The organism is Gemmatimonadota bacterium, from assembly GCA_009692115.1.
Classification (GTDB): Bacteria; Gemmatimonadota; Gemmatimonadetes; order Gemmatimonadales; family GWC2-71-9; genus SHZU01.
The window spans coordinates 103642-124904 of the sequence record SHZU01000001.1 but is presented as its reverse complement, the minus strand read 5'-3'; the positions used below and the strand labels follow the sequence as shown (position 1 = coordinate 124904).

The window sequence follows — 21263 nt, the reverse complement described above, 5'->3', positions numbered from 1 at the left end:
GCTATCGGACCAGTGCCAGGATGGTGTCTCGAACCATAGTGGCCGGAATCTCGCGCATACAGCGATGATGACCAAGCGGGCAGCGGACCGGCCCGTGGTCGGAGCAGGGGCGGCACCCCAAGTCGGTCCGCTCGATGATCGCCGCCTGGGGGGCCCGGGGGCCAAACCCGAGCGCCGGGGTGGTCGGTCCGAAGATGGCCACGGTCGGGGTGCCCGTCGCGCTCGCGAGGTGGAGCGGGGCGGAGTCGTTCGTCACCAGGACCCCGGCCCGCTCGAGGATGGCCGCTGACACCCGGAGGGACACCGCCCCCGCGGCGCTGGCCACCCGGTCCGGGGCGGCGTCGACCACCACCTGGGCGGCTTCCTGGTCGTCCGGCCCGCCGATCACCACGATCCGCCCCGGCAGCAGTCGAGCCAGATCCCCGAACCCGGGCCACCGTTTAGTTCCCCAAATCGACCCCGGCGCGGCGGCCACGAAGCCATCACCAATGCCCCGGGAGGCGAGCCACGCATACGCCTCGGCTCGGTCGTCCTCGGTCAGTTCCACTCGGATTGTTGCCGTTCGCCCGGTGGCCGGCACCGCCAGGGCCAGCAGCCGCTCGGCCTCATGTCCGCCGACTGGTCTCGGCACCCGGACCGTGTACCACAGGGCCGCGGCCCCGCCGGCAAAGCCGATTCGGATCGGGATCTTGGCGGCCCGCGCCAGGGTGGCCGATCGGAACGACCGGTGGGGGAGATAGACCCGGGCATACTGTTCGGCCGCCAGGGCTCGGGCCAAACGTCCCCAGGCCGCGAACCCTCGGTCTTTGCCGCGCTTGTCGTAGGTGAGTGCCTTCCGAACCGCCGGATGGGTGACGACAAGGGGATGGGCCGCCGGGGTGACCAAGACATCCACCGGACCGTGCTCGGCAGCCAGCGCCGACAAGAGGCCGGTGGTCAACACCACATCGCCCAAGAATGCGGTCTGGATGACCAAGGTTCGGTCGGAAGCCCGCTCGCCGTCTTGGCTCATCCCGGCCTCTCGCTAGTCGCTATCGACTTGGAGTACCGCCAGGAAGGCTTCTTGGGGAATTTCGACCTGGCCGATCTGCTTCATCCGCTTCTTGCCCTCTTTCTGCTTCTCGAGGAGCTTGCGCTTCCGGGTGATGTCGCCCCCGTAGCACTTGGCCAGCACGTCCTTGCGGAGGGCCGAGACGGTTTCCCGGCAGATGATCTTGGCCCCGATGGCCGCCTGAATGGCCACTGGAAACAATTGCCGCGGAATCAGCTCCTTGAGCTTCTCGGCGATCTTCCGGCCCCAGTCGTTGGCTTTGTCCTCATGGACGATGACGCTGAAGGCGTCGATCTGCTCGCCGTTGATCAGGAGATCGAGTTTGACCAAGTCGCTGGTCCGGTATCCGGCCATTTCGTAATCGAGCGACGCGTATCCCCGTGACAGCGATTTCAGCCGGTCATAAAAATCCAGCACGATCTCGCCCAGCGGAAAGTCGAAACTGAACTCGACCCGGGTCGGATCGATGAAATGCATGCCGTTGTAGACCCCGCGGCGGTCCTGGCCCAGCTTCATGATCGCGCCGATGTAGTCCGTCGGCGACACGATCCGGGCTTTGACGTAGGGCTCATCGATCCGGGCCCGCAATCCCGACTCCGGGAGGGTCGACGGGTTCTCAACCACCATTTCCTGGCCGTTGGTGAGCAAGACATGATACTCCACCGTCGGTACCGTGGTGATCAGCGCGAGATTGAACTCCCGCTCCAATCGCTCCTGGACGATTTCCATGTGGAGGAGCCCGAGAAATCCGCACCGGAACCCGAACCCGAGGGCCAGCGACGACTCCGGCTGGTAGTTGAGGCTGGCATCGTTGATCTGGAGCTTCTCCAGGGCGTCCCGGAGATCTTCGTATTGGTCGGTGGTGGTCGGGTACACGCCGGCAAACACCATTGACCGGACTTCCCGGTATCCGGCCAGCAACTCCGTGGCGGGATTGGTGGCGTCGAGAATGGTGTCGCCGACCCGGGCATCGCGGACGCCCCGGACGCTGGCGACCACATAGCCGACCTCGCCCGCGCTCAGCCGGTCGGTTTCGAATTTGCCGAGTGCGGGGAATCCGACTTCGGCCACCTCGTAGACGTTGTCCGGATGGGATCCGAAGTGGATCTTGGTCCCCTTGGTGATGGTCCCGTCCACGACCCGGACGGTCGGGACGGCGCCGCGATAGCGGTCGTAATACGAATCGAACACCAACGCCCGGAGGGGCAAGCCCGGGTTGCCCCGGGGCATCGGCACTTTGGCGACAATGGCTTCGAGTAGTTCCGGAACCCCGGTCCCTTCCTTCGCCGACACCGCCAGAATGTCCTCGCGGGCTACCCCCAGCAATTCCATCAGCTCAAGGGCCCGCTTTTCCGGTTCGGCTCCGGGAAGATCGATCTTGTTGAGGACCGGCACGATCTCGAGGCCGGCTTCCATCGCCAGGAACAGGTTGGAAAGCGTTTGGGCCTGCACCCCCTGCGAGGCATCGACGACGAGCACCGCGCCCTCACACGCCGCCAGTGACCGCGACACCTCGTAGGTGAAGTCCACATGCCCCGGGGTATCGATCAAGTTGAGCTGGTACTCGATCCCGTCCTTGGCGTGATAGGACATCCGGCAGGCGTTGAGCTTGATCGTGATCCCACGCTCCCGCTCCAGGTCCATCGTGTCGAGGACCTGCTCGCGCATCTGTCGTTTGCCCAACGTCCCGGTCGTCTCGATCAGCCGATCCGCCAGGGTCGATTTACCGTGGTCGATGTGGGCCACGATACAAAAATTCCGGATTCGTTCCTGCTTCATGGAGGGAATATAGTCGCTCGGCGCTCGGCATTCGGGACTCGGCTCGGCGCCCACTCCCGATTAACTTGTCCATTCCCCATGCCAACCCGTCTGCCGAGCGCCGAGCGCCGAGTCCTGAGTGCCGAGCTCGGCATGCTGTTCGTGGCCCTGATCTGGGGGGCCAATTTCAGCGCCAATAAGTTCGCGTTGGCGGCCATTCCGCCGATTGCATTCGCCGCGGTTCGATTTGCGTTGTCGAGTCTGCTGTTCCTCGCGATCGTCACCTACCTCAACCCGGTGCCACGGATTCCCCCCCGGACGGCGTGGTTGCTGGCGGGGCTCGGCGTGGTCGGGAACACCGGCTATCAAATCGCCTTTATGACCGGCCTGGTTACCACCAGCGCGATCAACGCGTCCCTCGTTCTGGCCTCGTTGCCGGTCGTCGTGGCCGTCTTGTCTGCGGTCCTCGGGGTGGAGCGAGCCTCCGGCAGGCTCTGGCTCGGCATTCTGGTGGCGACGGCTGGGGTCGTGCTGGTGGTCGCGGCTCAGGGCGCGACCTTCTCGGTCCTGACGATGCGGGGCGATCTCCTGGTGCTTGCGGCCTCGGTGTGCTGGGCGGCCTTCACGGTCGGGATTCGGTTCGTTGGCCATGACCAAAACCCGCTCAGGGTGGCGGCGCTCACCACCTACGCCGGCACCCCGGGCCTCGTGCTCGCATCCTACCCGGAGCTCCGGGCTCTCGGGTGGAGCGGTCTCTCCGCCGGGACTTGGTTCGCGCTGGTCTTCTCGGCGGTGTTCGCCATCGTGATTTCGTACATCATCTGGAGCTACGCGGTCCGGGCCATCGGCGGCAGCCGAACCGCGATCTACAACTGCATCACTCCGGTCTTTGCGGCCGGCGTCGCGTGGGTGGTCCTGGGCGAACGGCTGGTGTGGAGCCAGGGGGTCGGGGCGGGGTTGGTCTTTGCCGGGGTGTTCTTGAGCCGGCGGACCAGCGCACCGGCGTGACCGCCAAACGATGGTCTCGCCACGATGTCGGCTTGGTGGTCGTCTCGCTGATTTGGGGCGGCAACTACAGCGTCTCGAAGATCGCCCTTGGGCACGTTTCCCCAGTCATTTTCGCGGCCCTCCGATTCGGCATCAGCACCGCGCTCCTCTGGTTGCTGGTGTGGGGCCTCAAACAGTCCGGGCCGGTCAGCTGGGGCACGATTCGGAGACTGCTTGGGTGGGGGGTGGTCGGCCACACGCTCAACCAGCTGGCGTTCCTCTACGGCCTCCAATCCACCACCGCCACCAACAGCGCGGTGATCTTCGGCAACCTGCCGGTGGTCGTGGCACTCCTCAGTGTCGTGCTCGGATCCGAACGCCCCACGCCCCGGGTGTGGCTCGGGATTGTGCTCGGGACCGTTGGCGTTGCGGTGGTCGTCGGGGCCAAGGGCATCCATTTCAGTGCCGAGACAATGCGAGGGGACGGCTTGAGTCTGCTCGCGCTGCTCTTCTGGGCCATGTTCACCCTTGGTGTCCGTCACGCCGCCCTCGGTCTCAACTCGGCGCAAGTCACGGCCTTGACTCATTTAGGGGGAACCCCCGGGCTGATGCTCGCCGCGGTGCCGGTGGTTGGAGGGTTCGAGATCGGGTCACTCCACCCGAGCGTGTGGGTGGCCCTCGCGTATTCGTCGATCCTGTCGTCGGTGGTGGCATCGGTACTCTGGACCCGGAGTCTCAAAGCACTAGGCGGCAGCCGGACCGCACTCTACAACTGCATCACCCCGGTCTTTGCCGCCGTCGCCGCGTGGATTCTTCTCGGGGAAAAACCAGTGCCGCTCCAAGGGGTCGGAGCGGCACTGGTCATTATCGGCGTATTGGTGAGCCGGGCCCCCGGCGAGGCCGAGGAACCTTAAGGCGCGCTGCTTGACTGACGGACCTCCTCAAGCCGGGCCACCGCTCGGCGGAGGTGGGGAATCACAATGGACCCCCCGACCACCAGGCCGATCGAAAACGCCTCATGCATCTCGGGGTCGGTCACCCCTTCGTCGCAGCATCGCTGGACGTGGTAGGTAATGCAGTCGTCACAGCGGAGCACCATCGACGCCACCAAGCCAAGGAGTTCCTTGGTCTTGACGTCGAGCGCCCCGGCCTCGTAGGCGCGGGTGTCGAGGTTGAAGAACCGGTTCGTCGTCAGGTTCCCGGCGGCGAAGACCTTCTGGTTCATGGCCCCACGGAATCGGTTGAACTCTTCGATACTGTCGCTCATCTCAGGGAACCGGGTTCGGTTTTTCGACGAACTTCCCGTAGCTCGCCGGATTCCACGTGGGCCGCTCGGGTGCATTTCCGATCGTGGTGGCCAGATGAAAGATCAGTCTCAGAATCCTGGCCTCTTTTTCCGCGTCGAGCCGGTCCGGGGTGTCGCTGACGGCGTGGTAATCGTCGTGGAGGCCGCTCGTAAAGAACAGTACCGGGACGCCCTTCAGGGCAAAGTTGTAATGGTCGGACCGGAAGTAGAGATTCTCTTCCGGCCACCGGTCGTCGATGGCGGCCATCCCGAGATCGGGGTGTTCGGCCGCGACCTTGGCCAGCGTCGTACCGAGGTCGGAATGCTGCATCCCGATGGCCACCACGGTGTCTTTCCAGTTCCGACCGATCATGTCGATGTTGAGATTGGCCACCATGGCTTCAATCGGGACCGGCGGGTTCTTGACGAACTGGGCACTGCCCCAGAGCCCCTTTTCTTCGCCACTGACGCCGAGAAAGAGCACCGACCGTTTGGGCCGGGCCCCAGTTTGTGCGAACGCTTCGGCCAGCTCGACGATGCCGACGGTGCCCGACCCGTCGTCATCGGCGCCATTGCAAATTCGGTCCTTGTCGCTCGACCCTTTGCAGCTTGGGCTCTGGCCCAGGTGGTCCATGTGCGCCGAGACGACGACGTATTCGTTCTTGAGGACCGGGTCGGTGCCCTCGATAACCCCCGCGACGTTCGGAGCCTCCAAGGCGCTCAAGATCGTATCGCGAATGGTGGATTTGGCGGTCCAATCGGGAGCCGGCACGATGGTCGGAGTAGTCGCCGCCCGAATCTGGGCGAGGTGCTCCACTGCCTCCGGTGACTGCGCCGCGACGGCCGCGGCGTTGGCCAGGAAGACCGAAAGCCCTTCGCGGGGGCCGACGCCGACGACGGTTTCATCGGCTGACTGACCGGCTAGTTGGTTGAAGGCGCCCGGATTGTTGACCATCGCTACCATCAATTTGGCGCCACCGACGAAGGCGGCCTGGAGAACCTTGTTGGCGTCCGCGGGGAACCCCGCGCTCCAATCGGCCACCCACACGACGGCCTTGCCCTTGAGCTCCGCCGACGTGGCGCTGTCGATGCCGCCGCCGAGCAGGACGACCGGGAATTCACCGCCGCCGCCGGCTACCGCGACCGAGGCGTCCCGGCCGACCTGAAACGTGATGGCGCTCCCCGGTCCGGTGAAGGACACGGACGAACCGGCCGGTACGACGCGGCGGGTGGTAATTTTGTAGGGTAGCACGAAATCGGGAGACGAACCGGGTGGCTTGAGCCCGAGCTGCTTGAACTCGGTGGCCATCCATCGGGCCGTCAGGTCGAGCCCCCGGCTCGGGGTATCGCGGCCACCCATGGAATCGTGGGCCACGATGTGGATCCGCCGTTTGACATCGGCTTCGGTAATGGTCGCGGCCGCCCGGGTTGCCGCCGACTGGGCACGCAGGGGGACCGTCAGGCAGCCGATCGTCGCCACCAAGCATCCAACCTTCACGTCGTTCTCCAATGGTGAATCAGTCGAGCAAAACTAACCGCCCCGGCGTGGATGCAAGGGCGGCTGATGTGACGAGCGGGATCAGGGCGGGGTCGGCCGGGGGGGGGGCGGTGGTTTCCGGCGGCGGAGTTCGGGTTGCTTCGGAGCCGGCGTGGGCTTCTGAACTGGGGGCGGCTTCGGTCTGATCGAGTCTTGAACGAACGGGCTGATCGCCGACGCGACCCAGGGACGCCCGGGGGAGGAAGAACCTCCAAGCAGCGCGACGACCAACACCGTCGGTCCCACCAAACCACTGAACACTGAGGATTCCGTCATTGGAGGCAAAGCTAGCGATGGCAGGTCGTGTGCCACCAGATGCCGATCGGGTAACCGCCAGTGAACCAACCGGATAGCGAACCGGGCTCGATTCAGTCCATCGGGGAGTGTCCCCCGGGCGGGACACCGGTGGCCTCGCGTTGACTCTCTCTCTATCTCCCCGTACGTTCCGCCGCCTATGGTGACCACCAGCCGAGCGAAAGAGCGAATTGACCTCCTCGACCCGATGGAGGTCGCTCGGCTCGGCGGTATTGAGGTTCTGACCCAAGGCATCGTCGAAGGCTTCCTGACCGGACTGCACCGGTCCCCGAAGCGGGGTTTTTCGGTCGAGTTTGCCGAGCATCGGGCGTATCAGCCGGGTGATGAACTTCGATATGTTGATTGGAAAGTCCTGGCCCGCAACGACCGGCTTTACGTCAAGCAGTTCGAGGAAGAGACCAATCTGCGGGCCATGGTGGTGCTCGATTCCAGCAAGTCGATGGGCTGGTCCGGGGTTCCGGGTGGCCGACTGACCAAGCTCGAGTACGCCAAGCGGTTGGTGGCTGCCATGGTGTTGGTGTTGCTCCGACAGCGGGACGCCACCGGCCTGATCACGTTCGACGAGGTGGTGCGCTCGATCACCCCGCCCCGGGCCCGGATGACCCACTGGCACCAGATCCTCGCGGCCCTCCACCATACCGATGCCGGCTCGGCGACGGCGGCGGAGCCGGCGCTCCGGCGGGTCGTTGATCAACTCCGCCGGCGAGGCCTGGTCATCTTCGTCTCCGACCTCTTGCTTGACCGCGAGCTGACCATCAAGGCGCTCCGGTTCCTCCGGCACCGAGGCCATCAAGTGCTGGTGCTGCACGTCATGGATCCGGCGGAGCTGGCGTTAGGCGGTCCGGCCGAAGCGCGGTTCGAGGACCCGGAAACCGGCCAGCACGTGACGATTCGGCCGGCCGACTGGGCCGGGGTCTATGCCAAGACCGTGGAGGGCGTCGTTCATGATTGGCGCCTCGCCTGCCGCGCCCACGCCATGGCCTATGAGCGGGTCACCACGGACACCCCGTTCGGGCTGGCGTTGCGGCAGGCGTTGGTTCAGTCGACTCACCTCGCATGACGTTCGCTTTCCCCTGGGTCCTGGGCGGGCTGGTCCTGGCGGGGATCCCGATTCTGCTCCATTTGTTGGCCCGGCGGGAACCTCCCACCGTGATGTTTCCAGCCACCCGGTATCTCGCTCAGGCGGCGGAACATCATAAGCGCCGCCTCCAACTGCAGCACTTTCTTCTCCTGCTGGTCCGGACCCTCTTGGTCGTGGCGCTGGTGCTCGCGGCGTCGGGGCCGAGTTGGCCCTCCGCCGGGTTCGGGAATCACGGCCCGACGGCGGCGGTGTTGATTCTGGACAATTCGCTCTCGAGCGGCACGATCGCCGCCGGCGTTCCGGTGCTTGACGGCCTCAAAACCGCCGCCCGTGCCGTGGTCGATCGGGCCACGTCCGAGGACCGCCTTTGGTTGCTCACGGCCGATGGGATTGCCCGACCGGGCGCGCCTCCGGTTCAGCGGAGTCGGATCGACACCGCAGTTGCGACCGGCCGGCGAGCTGATTTGGGTGCGCTCGTGACCCTCGCGACTGAGATCCTCGACGGCCAGAGCCTGCCCGGCGAGGTCATCGTGGTGTCCGATCTGCAACGCACCGCCGTCGTCGGTCTTTCGCGAGCGCCGATCACGGTCTTGCGGCCCTCGGTGCCGCCGCCGGGCAATGCCGGCATCGGCACCCTCGATGTGGGGAGCCAGCCTTGGGGGGCCGACGGCGGCACCGCGAGCCTGTTGGTTCGCGGATCCGGCGGCCCGGCCCGGCCGGTGACGCTGGTTGTCGGCGACCGGCCGCCGAAGCAACTGCTGGTGCCCGTCGGCGGGGTGGGAACCCAGCGAGTGACCGGGGTTGCCCCGGGCTGGTGGACCGTCAAGGCCTCGCTCGACCCCGACGAACTCCGCGCTGACGATAGCCGAAGCGCGACGGTTCGGATTGCGCCGGCGGCTCGGGTGGCGTGGTCGGCGTCGGACCAATACCTCGCGACGGCGGCGTCGGTGCTGGCCCAGAACGGCCGGATCGTGCCGGGGGCCGAGGTCGGTCTCGGCTCGTTAGGCAGCGGCGGGGCGGTGGTGACGCCGCCGGCCGATCCGGCCCAACTCGGCGCGCTCAACCGGGCGCTGGCCGCCCGGGGATCCGCTTGGCGCTTTGGCGACGTGGCCCTGACGGCCGTCAACACCGACAGCGGTCCATGGCTCGGGCGGGCGCGGATTACCCGTCGCCACCGTCTGGTGTTCCAAGGGGGCGCTCCAACCGACGTGCTCGTCACCGCCGCCGGCGAGCCGTGGGTGGCTCGATCGGGCCGGATCGTGCTGGTGGGGAGCCGGATGGAGCCGGGATGGACCGCCCTGCCGCTCGCCGCCGGGTTCGTTCCGTTTCTCGACGCCCTGCTCAACCGGGCCGCCCGGGGCGAGTTGATTCACCTGGTGGCCGCTCCGGGCGACCGGGTTCTGATGCCGGACCGGGTCACCATGGTATCCGCCCGGGCCCGCCAGTGGACGATCGAGGGTGGATCGGCGTTTCGGCCGGCCGACGCCGGACCGCATTTCCTCCTGGCCGGCCGTGATACCATCGGGGTCCTGAGTGTGAACCCTGATCCGCGGGAATCAGATCTGGACCGGGCCGGCGATTCGGAGGTCCTCGCCATCTGGCCTAACGCCCGCGTGGCCGACCTCGCCGCCGCCGGCCAGGCGGCCTTCCAGGCCGGAGCCCGGAGCGACCTTCGGGGTCCGTTGCTGTGGGCGGCCCTGCTGTTGGCGGTGGTCGAGGTGGCTCTGGCCAGCCTGCGGCGCGGGCGCCGGTAATGCTCCAGCCGGTCCTTGACGCCTTCAGCCGAACCCGGTTTGCCCGCGAACTCTTGGAGCGGCTGCCGGGAGCCGGGGTCACGCTTCGGCTGGGGGGGCTGCCGGGTTCGAGTCCCGCCGTGGTGGCGGCGTGGCTCCGAGGGGAGCGACCGACGCAGCTGATCGTGATCGTCGCCAACACGCCATCCGAGGCCGAGCGCTGGGTGGCCGACTTGGGGCAGTTGACTGGCGGCGGCGTGGCCCTCTACCCCCAGCGGGAGGCGCTCGGGGAGGAAGAACACCACGTCGAGATCGCCGGGGAGCGGACCGAAACGCTCCAAGCGCTGATCGCGGGGGCGCTCGGGATCTTGGTGACCACCGCCCGGGCGTCGGCGGAGCGGACCGCCATTCCGGCGGCCTTGGCTGCCTACCGGCTCGAACTCGCTCGGGGGGCCGCTCTGTCGCTTCGGGCCGTCATCGAACAACTGGGGTCGATGGGCTATAGCCGGGTTCCGACCGTCACCGAGGTGGCCCAGTTCAGCGTCCGGGGCGGGATCATCGATCTGTACGGGTTCGGGATGGCCACACCGGTCCGGGCGGAGTGGTGGGGCGATGTGATCGAAAGCGTCCGGGGCTTCGATCTTACCAGCCAGCGGAGCGGGGAGGAGCAGGAGGCGGTAACGGTCCTGCCGGTCCGGACGGTTGCGGCGGCCGTGTCGGCCGATCGCGGGGCCAGTGTCCGGCGTTCGCTACTCGATCTTCTCCCCACGGGCACGTTGGTCCTCGTCGACTCTTCCACCTCCAACGCCGAGGAAGTGGCGCGGGCGTGGCGGGAGGCCGAGCACCATCTCGAGGTCGCCCGTCGGCTCGGCGAGGACCCGCCGGCGCGCGCGGAGATTCTTCTCTCGCCTGAGCAATGGGGCGCCGCCCTCCACCGGTTTGCCCACCTCACGCTCTGCGAGGAGCCGGTTGATCTCCAAGCCGGGTTCTTCCCGCCGGAAAAAATCGACCGTGATGTCAAGCGGCTTCGGAGCCTCCTCGACGGCGGGCTCGCCACCCTGATTCTTTGTGATAACGAAGGCCAGCTCGAGCGGCTGAGCGAGTTGCTCGACGAGCACGGGCGGCCGGGCGGCGCGATGCTGGCGGTCGGCGCCCTCGATGGCGGCTTCGTGATGCCGGCTCTTCGGGTCATGACCGACCATGAGGTTTTCCGGCGGGCCCGGCGGCTTCGACGGGTCCGCCGGTACCGGCAGGCGGCGCCGACGGTGGTGGCCGGCACGTTGGCCAGCGGCGATTACGTGGTGCACCTCGACCACGGAATCGGAATCTACCGGGGAATCACCTCGATCGAGGTCGAGGGCGGCGCGATCGAAGTGGCGATCGTCGAGTACGAGGGTGGCGACCGGTTACATGTGCCGCTCTACCGGCTCGACCAGATCGAGCGCTACCGCTCCGGCTCGGACGACGGCGACCAACCGCCGCCGCGGATCCACCGGCTCGGCAGCGGCTCCTGGAAGAAGGTCCGGGATAAAACCCGCGAAGCGATCCAGCAAATGGCCGCCGAGCTGCTGGAGCTCTATGCCAGGCGCCAGGTCAACGCCGGGTTTGCCTCGCCCCCGGACACCAAATGGCAGCGGGAACTCGAGTCGGGCTTTCTGTACGAGGACACCCCCGATCAACGGCGGGCCACGGACGAGGTGAAGAAGGACATGGAACGCCCGGTTCCGATGGACCGGCTCGTGGTCGGCGACGTCGGCTACGGCAAGACCGAGATCGCCGTTCGGGCCGCGTTCAAGGCGGTGCAGGGCGGCAAGCAAGTGGCGGTCTTGGTACCGACCACGGTGCTGGCGGAGCAGCACGGGCGGACCTTCGCCGAACGGCTGGCCGACTTCCCGGTCAAAGTCGAGGTGCTCTCCCGGTTCCGGACCGCGAAGGAGCAGAAGAAGGCGTTAGGCGAACTGGCGGCCGGCACGATCGACATCGTGGTGGGCACCCACCGGTTGCTCTCCAAGGATGTCGAGTTCAAGGACCTCGGGCTCCTCGTCATCGACGAGGAACACCGGTTCGGGGTCAAGCACAAGGAAATGATCAAGGCGATTAAGTTGGCGGTCGATGTGCTCACGTTGACGGCCACCCCGATACCCCGGACCCTGCACATGTCGCTGGCCGGAATCCGGGACCTGAGTCTCATCGAGACCGCCCCGCGCGACCGGTCGCCGATTCTGACCTTTGTCGAGCCGTGGGACGACGGGCTGTTGGAGGAGGCCTTTGCCCGGGAACTCGACCGGGGTGGGCAAGTGTTCATGGTCCATAACCGGATCGAAACGATCGAGACCATCGCCGCCCGGGTCCGGGCCCTGGCGCCGCGGGCTCGGGTGGCGGTCGGGCACGGGCAGATGTCGGCTGACGACCTTGAGGCCGTGATGCAGAAGTTTGTGGTCGGGGACCTCGACATTCTGGTGTCGACGATGATCGTCGAATCGGGCCTCGATGTGCCCAACGCCAACACCATGGTGGTGCATGACGCCCATCGGTTCGGTCTGGCCCAGCTGTACCAACTCCGGGGGCGGGTCGGGCGGAGCCACCGGCGGGCGTACTGCTACCTCCTGACCCCGGATTTGATCGATCAGGAGGCCGAGGAACGGCTCAAGGTGCTCGAGCACCATACCGAGCTGGGGGCCGGGTACCGGATTGCGCTCAAGGACCTCGAGATTCGGGGGGCAGGCAACCTGCTCGGCAGCGAGCAATCGGGTCATGCTCATGCCGTGGGGTTCGATCTCTACCTCCGGTGGCTCGAGGAAACGGTCAAATCGCTCCGGGCCGGCGGGGGGATCGTCGAGACCCCGGTCCCGCCGGATGTGGTGTTCGACCGGCCAGCGCAGCTCCCGGACGAGTACGTGGCGGATGACGATTCCAAGCTGGATATCTACCGGCGACTAGCGCGAGCGGCCCGGCCCGACGAAATTGATGAGCTTCGCCAGGAGCTTCGGGAGCGGTTCGGGGTCCTGCCGGATGCGGCCGAGAATCTCCTCGATCTGACCAGGCTCCGGGTCATCGGGGCCGGCCTCGGCATTCAGCACATCCTGGTTCGGGGCGATGAGGCCCGGGTCAGCTTCCGGGCGGGCACGACGCCCCGGATGGCCCGGCTGACGGCGGCGCTCGAGCATGTGCAACTCGCGGCGGATATTCGCCGGACAGTGCCGCTGTCGCTTCGGTTGGTTCGGTTGGGTGGGGAACAGATCATTCCGGCTCTGGTGCGGGCGCTTCGCCAGGTGGGAGCCGACAAATAGGCGCGACGGTGCATCGGCATCCGTCATCAAGACACCATGAACGGGAGTTGACATGAGGCGTTTGGTTTCTGGGTTCGTGCTTGGGGGCGTGCTGCTCTCCGGTTGCGACAAGTTCGCGGCGCGGTCGGATGTGGCGGCCCTGGTAGGGGCCCACGAGTTGTCGGCGGCCCGGGTGGCCGAGATCATGGGCAAATCGGGGGGCGGTCCGACCCTTCAGGCTGCCGAGTTCATCGCGAATCTCTGGCTCGACTACTCGTTGTTCGCCCAAGCCGTTGCGAAGAACGAGATCAAGACCGATTCGACCAGTATCGAAGCGGTCCTCTGGCCGACGTACGCCTCCGCTCGGGCCCGGATCTGGCAGGATTCGGTGCGGGCCCGCCGGGCGGTCTTGTCTGCCGGGGCGGTCGACAGCGCGTACAGCGGCACCGAAGGCCGGATCGTTCAGCACATCATCCTGATGCCCGCCGGACCGACGGCCGCCGACACGGCAACCGCCAAGAAGCAGGCCGACGATGCCCTGGGCAAACTCCGCGGCGGGGCCGACTTCGGCCAGCTCGCGGCCCAGATCAGTGGCGACGGCAGCAAGACCGACCAGGGCTATCTCCCGTTTGGTCCGCGCGGTCAGTTCGTCAAGGAATTCGACGATGTGGCCTGGAACCTCCAGCCGGGAGAGATGAGCGGCGTGGTCAAGAGCCAGTTTGGCTTCCACATCATCCGCCGCCCGACGCTCGATGAAGCGCGGTCCCGGATCCAAGCCAAGCTGACCGAAGAGACCGCCGGCAAAACCGACTCGCTCTACATCGCGGAACTGACGGCGGCGTACGGGATCAAGGTGGCCGGCGGCGGGCCGGCGGCCATGAAGTCGGCCGCGGCCTACCCCGAAGATGTCCGGAAGTCGAACCGGACGTTGGTGTCGATCAAGGGAGGCGACCTGACGGTGGGCGACTTCGTCAAATGGACGGCGATGTTTCCGCTTCAGGCCAAGATGCAGATCCGGAACGCCCCCGACAGCTTGCTCAACGAGTTCGCCAAGGACCTCGCGGTTCGGACGATCTTGGTCAAGGCGGCCGACTCGGCCGGGCTCCAGGTCCAGCCCCAGATGCGCCAGTTTGCCCAGATGCGGTACACCCGGTCGGTCGAGCAGCTCCGGACCGAGCTCGGACTTGGGGTGCCGGAGTTGGGCGCTGAATCGAAGCTGTCGGCGGCCGACAAGTCCAAGGTCGCCTCCGACAAGGTCGAGGAGTTCTTTGCCCGGCTGCTCGACGGCAAAGCCCAGATGCAGGTGGTCTTGCCGGAACTCGGAGATCATCTCCGGGCGACCGGTGGCGGCAAGGTGAACCAGGCCGGTGTTGCCCGCGCCGTCGAGTTGGCCACCGCGCAATTCCGGCGCGACTCAGCCGCCGCGGCCGCGAAGGGTGGGCAGCCGGGTGCTCCGGCCCCGATTCAGCAGGCTCCGGGCGGACCGCCGATCGGCGAGCCGGCGAAGCCGTAACGAGTAAGGAATCTCGATGTTGTTCAAGGCGATGGGATCGGCCGGGGTGGCGGCGGTTGTGATGCTGACCCCGGCCCCGGCAGGGGCCCAAACCAGAGATACCACGGATGCCCTCGATCGGATTGTGGCGGTCGTGGGCACCAAGGCCATGCTGTCGACCCAGTTGCAGGAGCGGTTGTACACCGAGCTCCAAGGCCGGGAAGCACCCAAGGATCCCAAACTCCTCCGGCAGTTGTTGGAGACGATTCGGTCGTCGCTGGTCGACGACGAGTTGGTGGTGCAAGAGGCCCAACGCGATACGATGATCAAGGTCACGGACGAAGAGGTGACCCAGTCGGTCGACGAACTCTATCGCAACATTCGGCGCAAATTCAATTCGGAAGAACAGTTTCGGGCTGACCTCCAGAAGGCCGGGTTCCAGACCCTCGAGGAGTGGCGGAGTTACAGTTCCGACCAGCAGCGGCGGAAGTTCTTGAGCGACCGGTTTTGGCAGCGGCTGAACCAAAGCCAGAAGATCAAGGACCTCCCGCCGACGGACAACGAGGTTCGCCAGTACTACGACCAGAACAAATCCTCGTTTGCCCCGCGCTCGGAAGGGATTTCGTTCCGTCAAGTCATCGTCGGCCCGAAGGCCAGCGACTCGGCCAAGATCGTTGCGGTTCGGATTGCCGACTCGATTCTGGTAGAACTCCGGAAGGGCGCTGATTTCGCCGTCGCGGCCAAGCGCTTTTCGATGGACCCCGGGACCAAGGAACAGGGTGGATCGCTCAACTGGATCCGCCGGGGTCAAGGGTATGATCCCAAATTCGAGGAAGCGGCCTTTTCGCTTCGGCCCGGCCAGATTTCCGATCCAGTCGAGTCGTCGTTCGGATTTCATTTAATCCAAGTTGAGCGGGTCCAACCCGCCGAGGTGTCGGTCCGGCACATCTTGATCAGTCCGGCCATCGATTCGACCAACGCCGATAGCGCCCGCCGGGTCAGCGAGGCGGTGTACGTCGCCATCAAGGCGGGCGCATCGTTCGACAGCCTGCAGCGGCTCTACCACGATAAGATCGAGGAGCGGGAGGTCAACCAGTTGCCGCTCGACCAACTCGCGCGGCAGGCGCCCCCGTACGCCGAGGCCCTGCGGGATGTCAAACAAGATGAGTTGGCGCCGCTGTTCCGGCTCGACTCGCCCGACCCGAACCGGGCCAAATTTGCGGTGGTGCAGGTCACCAATCGGATCCCCGCCGGCGAAACCCGGTTTGAGGACGTCCGCGATCAGATCCGGAACCGGCTGGCCACGATCCTGGGCCGCCGGAAGCATTTGGACCGGCTTCGTCATGCCACGTTCGTGGAGTTCCGCCCGCTGTGACCCCCGGGCCCGCCCGCCTCGCCGTCACGTTAGGCGATCCGCGGGGCATCGGGCCGGAGATCGTCGCCAAAGCCCTGGTCGGTCTGACCGGGGTTTCCATCACCCTGATCGGCGCCGACGACCAAATCAACGGCATTCCAGCGGATCATCGCGTCTCCGTGGGCTCATGGAAAGCGGGGTCCGGGGCCCGTCCCGAGGACCGGCCCCGGGTGGTCCGGGCCGGGCAACTGGCCGGGCATGCGGTTGAACGGGCTGCGGCGTTGGCCATGACGGGGCAGGTGGACGCGATCGTGACCGCCCCGCTCGAGAAGCATGCCCTGCATGTGGCCGGCTTTCGGTATCCCGGTCACACCGAGTGGTTGGCTCACCTCGCGGGCGATGTCGAAGTCGCCATGATGCTGGCGGCCGACCGGCTTCGAGTGGTCCTGGTGACGACCCACGTGGCGTTTCGAGACGTGCCGGCCCTGCTGACCACCGACCGGGTGGTTCGGACCGGCAAAGTGACGATCAAAGGGCTTCGCGACTGGTTTGGGATCGAGGAACCGAAGCTCGCCCTCTGTGCCCTCAACCCCCATGCCGGGGAGCAGGGGCTATTTGGCGACGAGGAGGCCCGCATCCTGGCGCCGGCCGCCCGGGCGCTCGGCGCCGCGGGCCCGCTTCCGGCCGACACGGTCTTTGTCCGAGCCATGCGGGGAGAATTCGATGCCGTGCTTGCCCCCTATCACGACGTCGGGATGACGGCGATCAAGGTGGCCGCCTTCGGTGAGGGCGTGAACATCACCCTCGGCCTCCCGTTTCCGAGAACCTCTCCCGACCACGGAACCGCCTTCGACATCGCGGGCCAGGATGTCGCGAACCCGGCCAGTATGCGCCAGGCCGTTACCCTGGCGGCGAGCCTGGCCCGTCGGTAGTTCGCGTCCCCGGCGCCGAGACCTTGACCTTCTTGACCCTCCGGCCCTCCATCGCCACGATTTCGAACCCGTGATTGCCGGCGGTGACCCGGTCGCCGGGTTGCGGGAGCCGACCCAGTTGGCCGAACAGATAGCCACCTAACGTGGTGTAGTCGGTATCGTCGAGGGCGGCGGCGTGGGCCGCGTTGAACTCGGAAATCGTCATCGAGCCGTCGAGCATCGGGGCCCCGTCCTCTGGAACCGAACGTTCGGCGACGTCGTGTTCGTCGAAGATCGGCCCGACGATCTCCTCGAGCAGGTCCTCCATGGTCACCAGCCCCGCGGTGCCGCCGTACTCGTCGATCACGATGGCCATATGGGTCTTGAGCCGCTTCATGTCGGCCAAGACGTCTTCGACTTCGCGGGTGCTCGGGACCAGGTGGGGAGCCCGGGCGACGGACCGCACCGAGGCGTCCGGCGTGGTGCGGAGCGCCCGGAGGAGGTCCTTGGCGTGGACGATGCCGACAATATCGTCGAGGGAGTCGAGGTGGACGGGGTATCGCGACCGGCCGGCGGCGGCGACGATGTCGGCCGCCTGTTCAACCGTGAGCCCCGCTTCGAGGGCCACGATCTCCGTTCGCGGCGTCATGACGTCTTGAGCGGTCTTTTCGGTGAACTCGAACACCCCTTCGAGGAGCCGGGCGTCCTGAGGACCGAGCTGGCCGCCCTCCTGGCTCTGTTCGACCAGCATCCGGATCTCCTCGGGCGAGTGGAGCCGCTCGTGGGAGCCGGTGGTCTCGATGCCCATCAGCCGGAGGAGCCAGTTGGCGGTGTTGTTGAGAATTCGAATCGGCACCGCCATTAGCCAGGCGAACCCGATCAGGGGCGCCGCCATCCAGCTGGCCATGACTTCCGGGTAGCGGAGCGCCAGGGCCTTCGGCATCAACTCGCCGAGGATGATCAGAGTGTAGGTAATGATCCCGAAGCTCAGGACCGTGGCAATGGTTTCGGTCTGGACCGGGCCGATCCGGTCAGGCAAGGTCTCAAGTGCTTTGAGGAGCAGGCCGGACAACGCCGGCTCGCCGACCCAGCCCAGGCCGAGGGAGCAGAGGGTAATGCCGAGCTGGGTGGCGGAGATGTACCGGCCGAGCGATTGATGGACGCGACTGGCCAGCATAGCTTTACGGTCGCCGTCGCGGGCCATTTCGTCGAGCCGGGTCTTGCGGGCCCCGACCAGGGCGAATTCCGCCGCCACAAAGAAAGCGTTGGCCCCGATCAGGGCCAAGACCGCCGCGAGACCCAGTAACAGCGTCCCGGCTTGGGGAGGTTCCATAGGTACCAACGTAAGCCACCCGGTGGCCTTGGAGCGAGAGGCCGTCTCCAAGAAACTGATCCTCGTCCTCATCCTCACCGCGGTCTTCATGGTGATCGAGGCGGTGGCCGGCTGGGTGAGTGGCGCCCTGGCGCTGTTGGCGGACGCCGGGCACATGCTGATCGACGTGGCCGCCTTGGCCCTGTCGGCGTTTACGGCCTGGCTGGTTCGGCAGCCTGCCTCGCCGTCGAAGACCTACGGGTACCTCCGGATGGAGATCCTGGCGGCCGTGGTCAACGGCGCGGCCCTGATCGGGATTGCGGCGGCCGTGATCGTCGAGGCCTTCGACCGGCTCGGCGACCCTCAGCCGATCCGGGTGGACATTTTCCTGGCCGCGGCCGTGGCGGGCCTCCTGATCAACGTGACCAGCCTCCGACTCCTCCACACCCACCGGCATGGCGGCCTCAATATTCGGGGGGCCTACCTCCATGTGCTTGGCGACACCCTGGGTTCAGTCGGCGCCCTGATCGCGGCCTTGGTGGTGATGTCCACGGGCTGGACGTTGATCGATCCGATCATGTCGATCCTGCTCTCGGTGTTGATCCTGGGCGGGGCCTGGCAGCTCCTCAAGGAGAGCACCCAAATCCTCCTGGAGTCGGCCCCGCCGCACGTTCCGATGAACGAGGTCCGGAGCCGGCTCTTGGCGGTGGCTGGGGTGCAGGATGTGCACGATCTCCACGTCTGGACCGTCACGAGCGGCGTGGTGGCCATGAGCGGGCATGTGGTGGTCCCGGAGTTGGCAGGCCATCCGGCCGCGCTGACCCAGCTCCTGGCGGAGCTTAAAGCCCTCGGAATCCAGCATTCGACCCTTCAGCTCGAGGTCCAGGATCACTGCGAGGGGCTCGATTGCTTACGTCGGGGGGAGACCGGGCCGATTCACAGCCAGGAGGCCCCCGCCCACCACCACCACTAAGGGGGACGGGCGGGTTTTGGCCTCCTCCTTGCGCCGGTCCGGCTCCCCGATCTATATATGGCCCGCCGAAGGGGGCTAAAGCTTTGCAGATTCGTAACATTGCTATCATTGCGCACGTCGACCACGGGAAGACCACGTTGGTGGATCAGATGCTCCGCCAAGCGGGGGTCTTCCGCGAGAATCAGCACGTCGAAGAGCGGGTGATGGACTCCAATCCCCTCGAAAAAGAACGTGGTATCACGATCCTGGCCAAGAACACGTCGGTGCACTGGGGCGATACCAAAATCAACATCGTCGACACGCCGGGCCACGCCGATTTCGGCGGTGAAGTCGAGCGGATTCTGCGGATGGTCGATGGGGTGCTGATTCTGGTCGACGCGGCCGAAGGCCCGATGCCCCAGACCCGGTTCGTGACCCGGAAGGCGCTGGCGCTCGGTCTCAAGCCGATCATCGCCATCAACAAGATCGACCGACCCGACGCGGAGCCGTATCGGGTGCACGACGAGGTCCTCGGACTCTTTATCGACCTCGAAGCCACCCACGAGCAGCTCGACGCGCCGTTTCTGTATACCTCCAGCCGTCATGGACACGCGACGACCGAACTCGACCAGCCGGGGACGACCCTCGGTCCGTTGTTCGATTCAATCGTGGCCAACGTTCCGGCGCCAACCGGCGATCCGGAAGGCCCGTTCCAAATGCTGATCTCGACCCTCGATCATTCCTCGTTCCTTGGCCGGCTGGGAATCGGGCGGATCGAACGGGGCCGCCTCAAGCTCGGCGACAGCGTCGCGGTCCTTCCATTGGGCGAGCCCGGCATGGTTGCCCCGGACGAGATCATCGGTCGCGGCCGGGTCACTCGACTGTACCAGTTCGAGGGGCTCGCGCGGGTCGAAGTGCCCGAGGCTGAGGCCGGTGACATCGTGGTGGTGTCGGGCTTTGACGGGATCGAAATCGGGAAGACGTTGACCCAGGTCGAATGCCCGGAACGACTCCTTGGTATTGCGGTCGAAGAGCCGACGATCTCGGTCGATTTTTCCCTGAATAACTCTCCGTTCTCCGGCCGGGAAGGGAAGTTCGTCACCAGCCGCCAGGTGCGGGACCGGTTGTTCAAAGAACTGGAGCGGAACGTAGCGCTCAAGGTCGAGGAGACCGATTCGCCGGATACCCTGGCCGTGAGCGGCCGCGGCGAACTCCACTTGGGCATCTTGATGGAGACGATGCGGCGCGAAGGGTACGAGTTCCAGGTGTCGCGGCCCCGGGTCATTACCCGAGAGGGCGCCGACGGCGAACGCCTCGAGCCGTATGAAGAGTTGCTGGTGGACGTGCCCGAAAGCTTCATGGGCGCCGTCATGGAAAAACTCGGGCCCCGGCGGGCCGAGTTGACGGAAATGCGGAACCCGGGCCAGGGCACCCTCCGGATGGTGTTCCGGATTCCGTCTCGTGGTTTGTTCGGCTACCGGTCGGAGTTCCTGACCGATACCCGGGGCACCGGCACGTTGCACCACCGGTTCCTCGACTATGGTCCGTGGGCGGGTCCGCTCGCGGGCCGGAAGCGGGGCGTCTTGGTGGCGGACCGTGAGGGCGAGTCGGTTGGCTTTGCGTTGGCCAACTTGCAGGAGCGGGCCCAGTTGTTCGTGGCCCCGGGCGAGGCGGTGTACGAGGGAATGGTCGTCGGTGAAAATTCCCGGCCCGAGGACATGGACGTCAACGTGGCCAAGGAAAAGAAGCTGACGAACATGCGGACCACGGCCACCGACGACAACATCGTGTTGGAGCCGCCCCGGGTGATCACGTTGGAGTACGCCCTCGAGTACATCGAGGATGACGAGCTGATCGAAGTCACGCCGGCGTCGATCCGCTTGCGGAAGCGGGCGCTTCAGCAGAACGAGCGCAGGAAAACCGCCCGGGCTACGGCTCGGGCCAATGCGTCGAACTGACGTGAACTGTCACCCTCATTCATAGGAAGGTGGAGAAACCCATGTCGGCCCTGGTGGCGTTGTACGGAGAAGTCGAGATGCGCCGTCGTTTTGATGAAGACGAAGAGGATACGGACGGCAATCCCTTGGGATTCGACGACAACGAAGACGATGAAGATCTCGACGACGGCGAAGCGGATGAAGAAGACGGACCCGACGACGAGTTGGACGAAGACCTCGAAGGGGGCTTCGAGTTCACCGAGGACGACGACGAGCGGTAGTCCGGTCC

Annotated in this window: 16 protein-coding genes; 11 read left to right on the top strand and 5 right to left on the bottom strand. The window is 66.1% G+C overall.

Features of this window, described 5'->3' with window-relative positions:
- Window position 1: 1 nt before the first annotated feature.
- Both EXR94_00590 and EXR94_00585 read right to left on the bottom strand, forming a co-directional pair.
- Complete coding sequence (locus EXR94_00590) at window positions 2–1012, bottom strand: glycosyltransferase family 9 protein (GenBank protein ID MSR01226.1); 1011 nt, start codon at window positions 1010–1012, stop codon at window positions 2–4.
- Window positions 1013–1024: 12 nt separating this feature from the next.
- Entirely contained in the window at window positions 1025–2830 is a 1806-nt protein-coding gene (locus EXR94_00585; GenBank protein MSR01225.1) for an elongation factor 4, read from the bottom strand.
- 78 nt (window positions 2831–2908) lie between these two features.
- Between EXR94_00585 and EXR94_00580 the strand changes: the two genes are divergently transcribed.
- Together EXR94_00580 and EXR94_00575 are read left to right on the top strand one after the other, a co-directional pair.
- A complete protein-coding gene (locus tag EXR94_00580; protein ID MSR01224.1) occupies window positions 2909–3817 on the top strand; it encodes a DMT family transporter in 909 nt (302 codons plus the stop codon).
- The gene (locus EXR94_00575; protein ID MSR01223.1) at window positions 3553–4710 is read left to right on the top strand and encodes a DMT family transporter; all 1158 of its coding nucleotides are present in this window, start codon (window positions 3553–3555) and stop codon (window positions 4708–4710) included. Before EXR94_00580 ends, EXR94_00575 begins: the two co-directional genes overlap by 265 nt.
- Here EXR94_00575 and EXR94_00570 read toward each other — a convergent pair.
- Both EXR94_00570 and EXR94_00565 read right to left on the bottom strand, forming a co-directional pair.
- Window positions 4707–5063 (bottom strand): carboxymuconolactone decarboxylase family protein, encoded by a 357-nt coding sequence (locus EXR94_00570; protein ID MSR01222.1) that lies wholly within the window; start codon window positions 5061–5063, stop codon window positions 4707–4709. The two genes, EXR94_00575 and EXR94_00570, sit on opposite strands and share 4 nt — an antisense overlap.
- Window position 5064: 1 nt before the next feature.
- Entirely contained in the window at window positions 5065–6579 is a 1515-nt protein-coding gene (locus EXR94_00565; GenBank protein ID MSR01221.1) for a M20/M25/M40 family metallo-hydrolase, read from the bottom strand.
- Window positions 6580–7072: 493 nt separating this feature from the next.
- On the opposite strand from EXR94_00565, the gene EXR94_00560 reads away from it, so the two are divergent.
- The 6 genes from EXR94_00560 to pdxA are packed head-to-tail and all read left to right on the top strand — an operon-like array spanning window position 7073 to window position 16794.
- A complete protein-coding gene (locus tag EXR94_00560; protein ID MSR01220.1) occupies window positions 7073–7993 on the top strand; it encodes a DUF58 domain-containing protein in 921 nt (306 codons plus the stop codon).
- Window positions 7990–9768 (top strand): hypothetical protein, encoded by a 1779-nt coding sequence (locus EXR94_00555; GenBank protein ID MSR01219.1) that lies wholly within the window; start codon window positions 7990–7992, stop codon window positions 9766–9768. Before EXR94_00560 ends, EXR94_00555 begins: the two co-directional genes overlap by 4 nt.
- A complete protein-coding gene (mfd, locus tag EXR94_00550) occupies window positions 9768–13037 on the top strand; it encodes a transcription-repair coupling factor (protein ID MSR01218.1) in 3270 nt (1089 codons plus the stop codon). The genes EXR94_00555 and mfd overlap by 1 nt, the downstream gene beginning before the upstream one ends.
- 52 nt (window positions 13038–13089) lie before the next feature.
- Window positions 13090–14529: a hypothetical protein gene (locus EXR94_00545; protein ID MSR01217.1), complete on the top strand. Its 1440-nt coding sequence runs from the start codon at window positions 13090–13092 to the stop codon at window positions 14527–14529.
- 16 nt (window positions 14530–14545) lie between these two features.
- Entirely contained in the window at window positions 14546–15883 is a 1338-nt protein-coding gene (locus tag EXR94_00540; GenBank protein ID MSR01216.1) for a hypothetical protein, read from the top strand.
- On the top strand, window positions 15880–16794 hold the full coding sequence (gene pdxA, locus EXR94_00535; protein ID MSR01215.1) for a 4-hydroxythreonine-4-phosphate dehydrogenase PdxA: 915 nt from the start codon (window positions 15880–15882) through the stop codon (window positions 16792–16794). The genes EXR94_00540 and pdxA overlap by 4 nt, the downstream gene beginning before the upstream one ends.
- Here pdxA and EXR94_00530 read toward each other — a convergent pair.
- Window positions 16763–18262, bottom strand: coding sequence for an HlyC/CorC family transporter (locus EXR94_00530; GenBank protein ID MSR01214.1), 1500 nt, complete (start codon window positions 18260–18262; stop codon window positions 16763–16765). The genes pdxA and EXR94_00530 overlap by 32 nt on opposite strands.
- Here EXR94_00530 and EXR94_00525 point away from each other — a divergent pair.
- The 3 genes from EXR94_00525 (at window position 18195) to EXR94_00515 (ending at window position 21255) form a co-directional block, all read left to right on the top strand.
- On the top strand, window positions 18195–19058 hold the full coding sequence (locus EXR94_00525; GenBank protein ID MSR01213.1) for a cation transporter: 864 nt from the start codon (window positions 18195–18197) through the stop codon (window positions 19056–19058). The two genes, EXR94_00530 and EXR94_00525, sit on opposite strands and share 68 nt — an antisense overlap.
- A gap of 83 nt (window positions 19059–19141) precedes the next feature.
- The gene (typA, locus tag EXR94_00520) at window positions 19142–20995 is read left to right on the top strand and encodes a translational GTPase TypA (protein MSR01212.1); all 1854 of its coding nucleotides are present in this window, start codon (window positions 19142–19144) and stop codon (window positions 20993–20995) included.
- Between the two features lie 41 nt (window positions 20996–21036).
- Window positions 21037–21255, top strand: a complete 219-nt coding sequence (locus EXR94_00515) for a hypothetical protein (protein ID MSR01211.1) — start codon at window positions 21037–21039, stop codon at window positions 21253–21255.
- Window positions 21256–21263 lie beyond the last annotated feature (8 nt).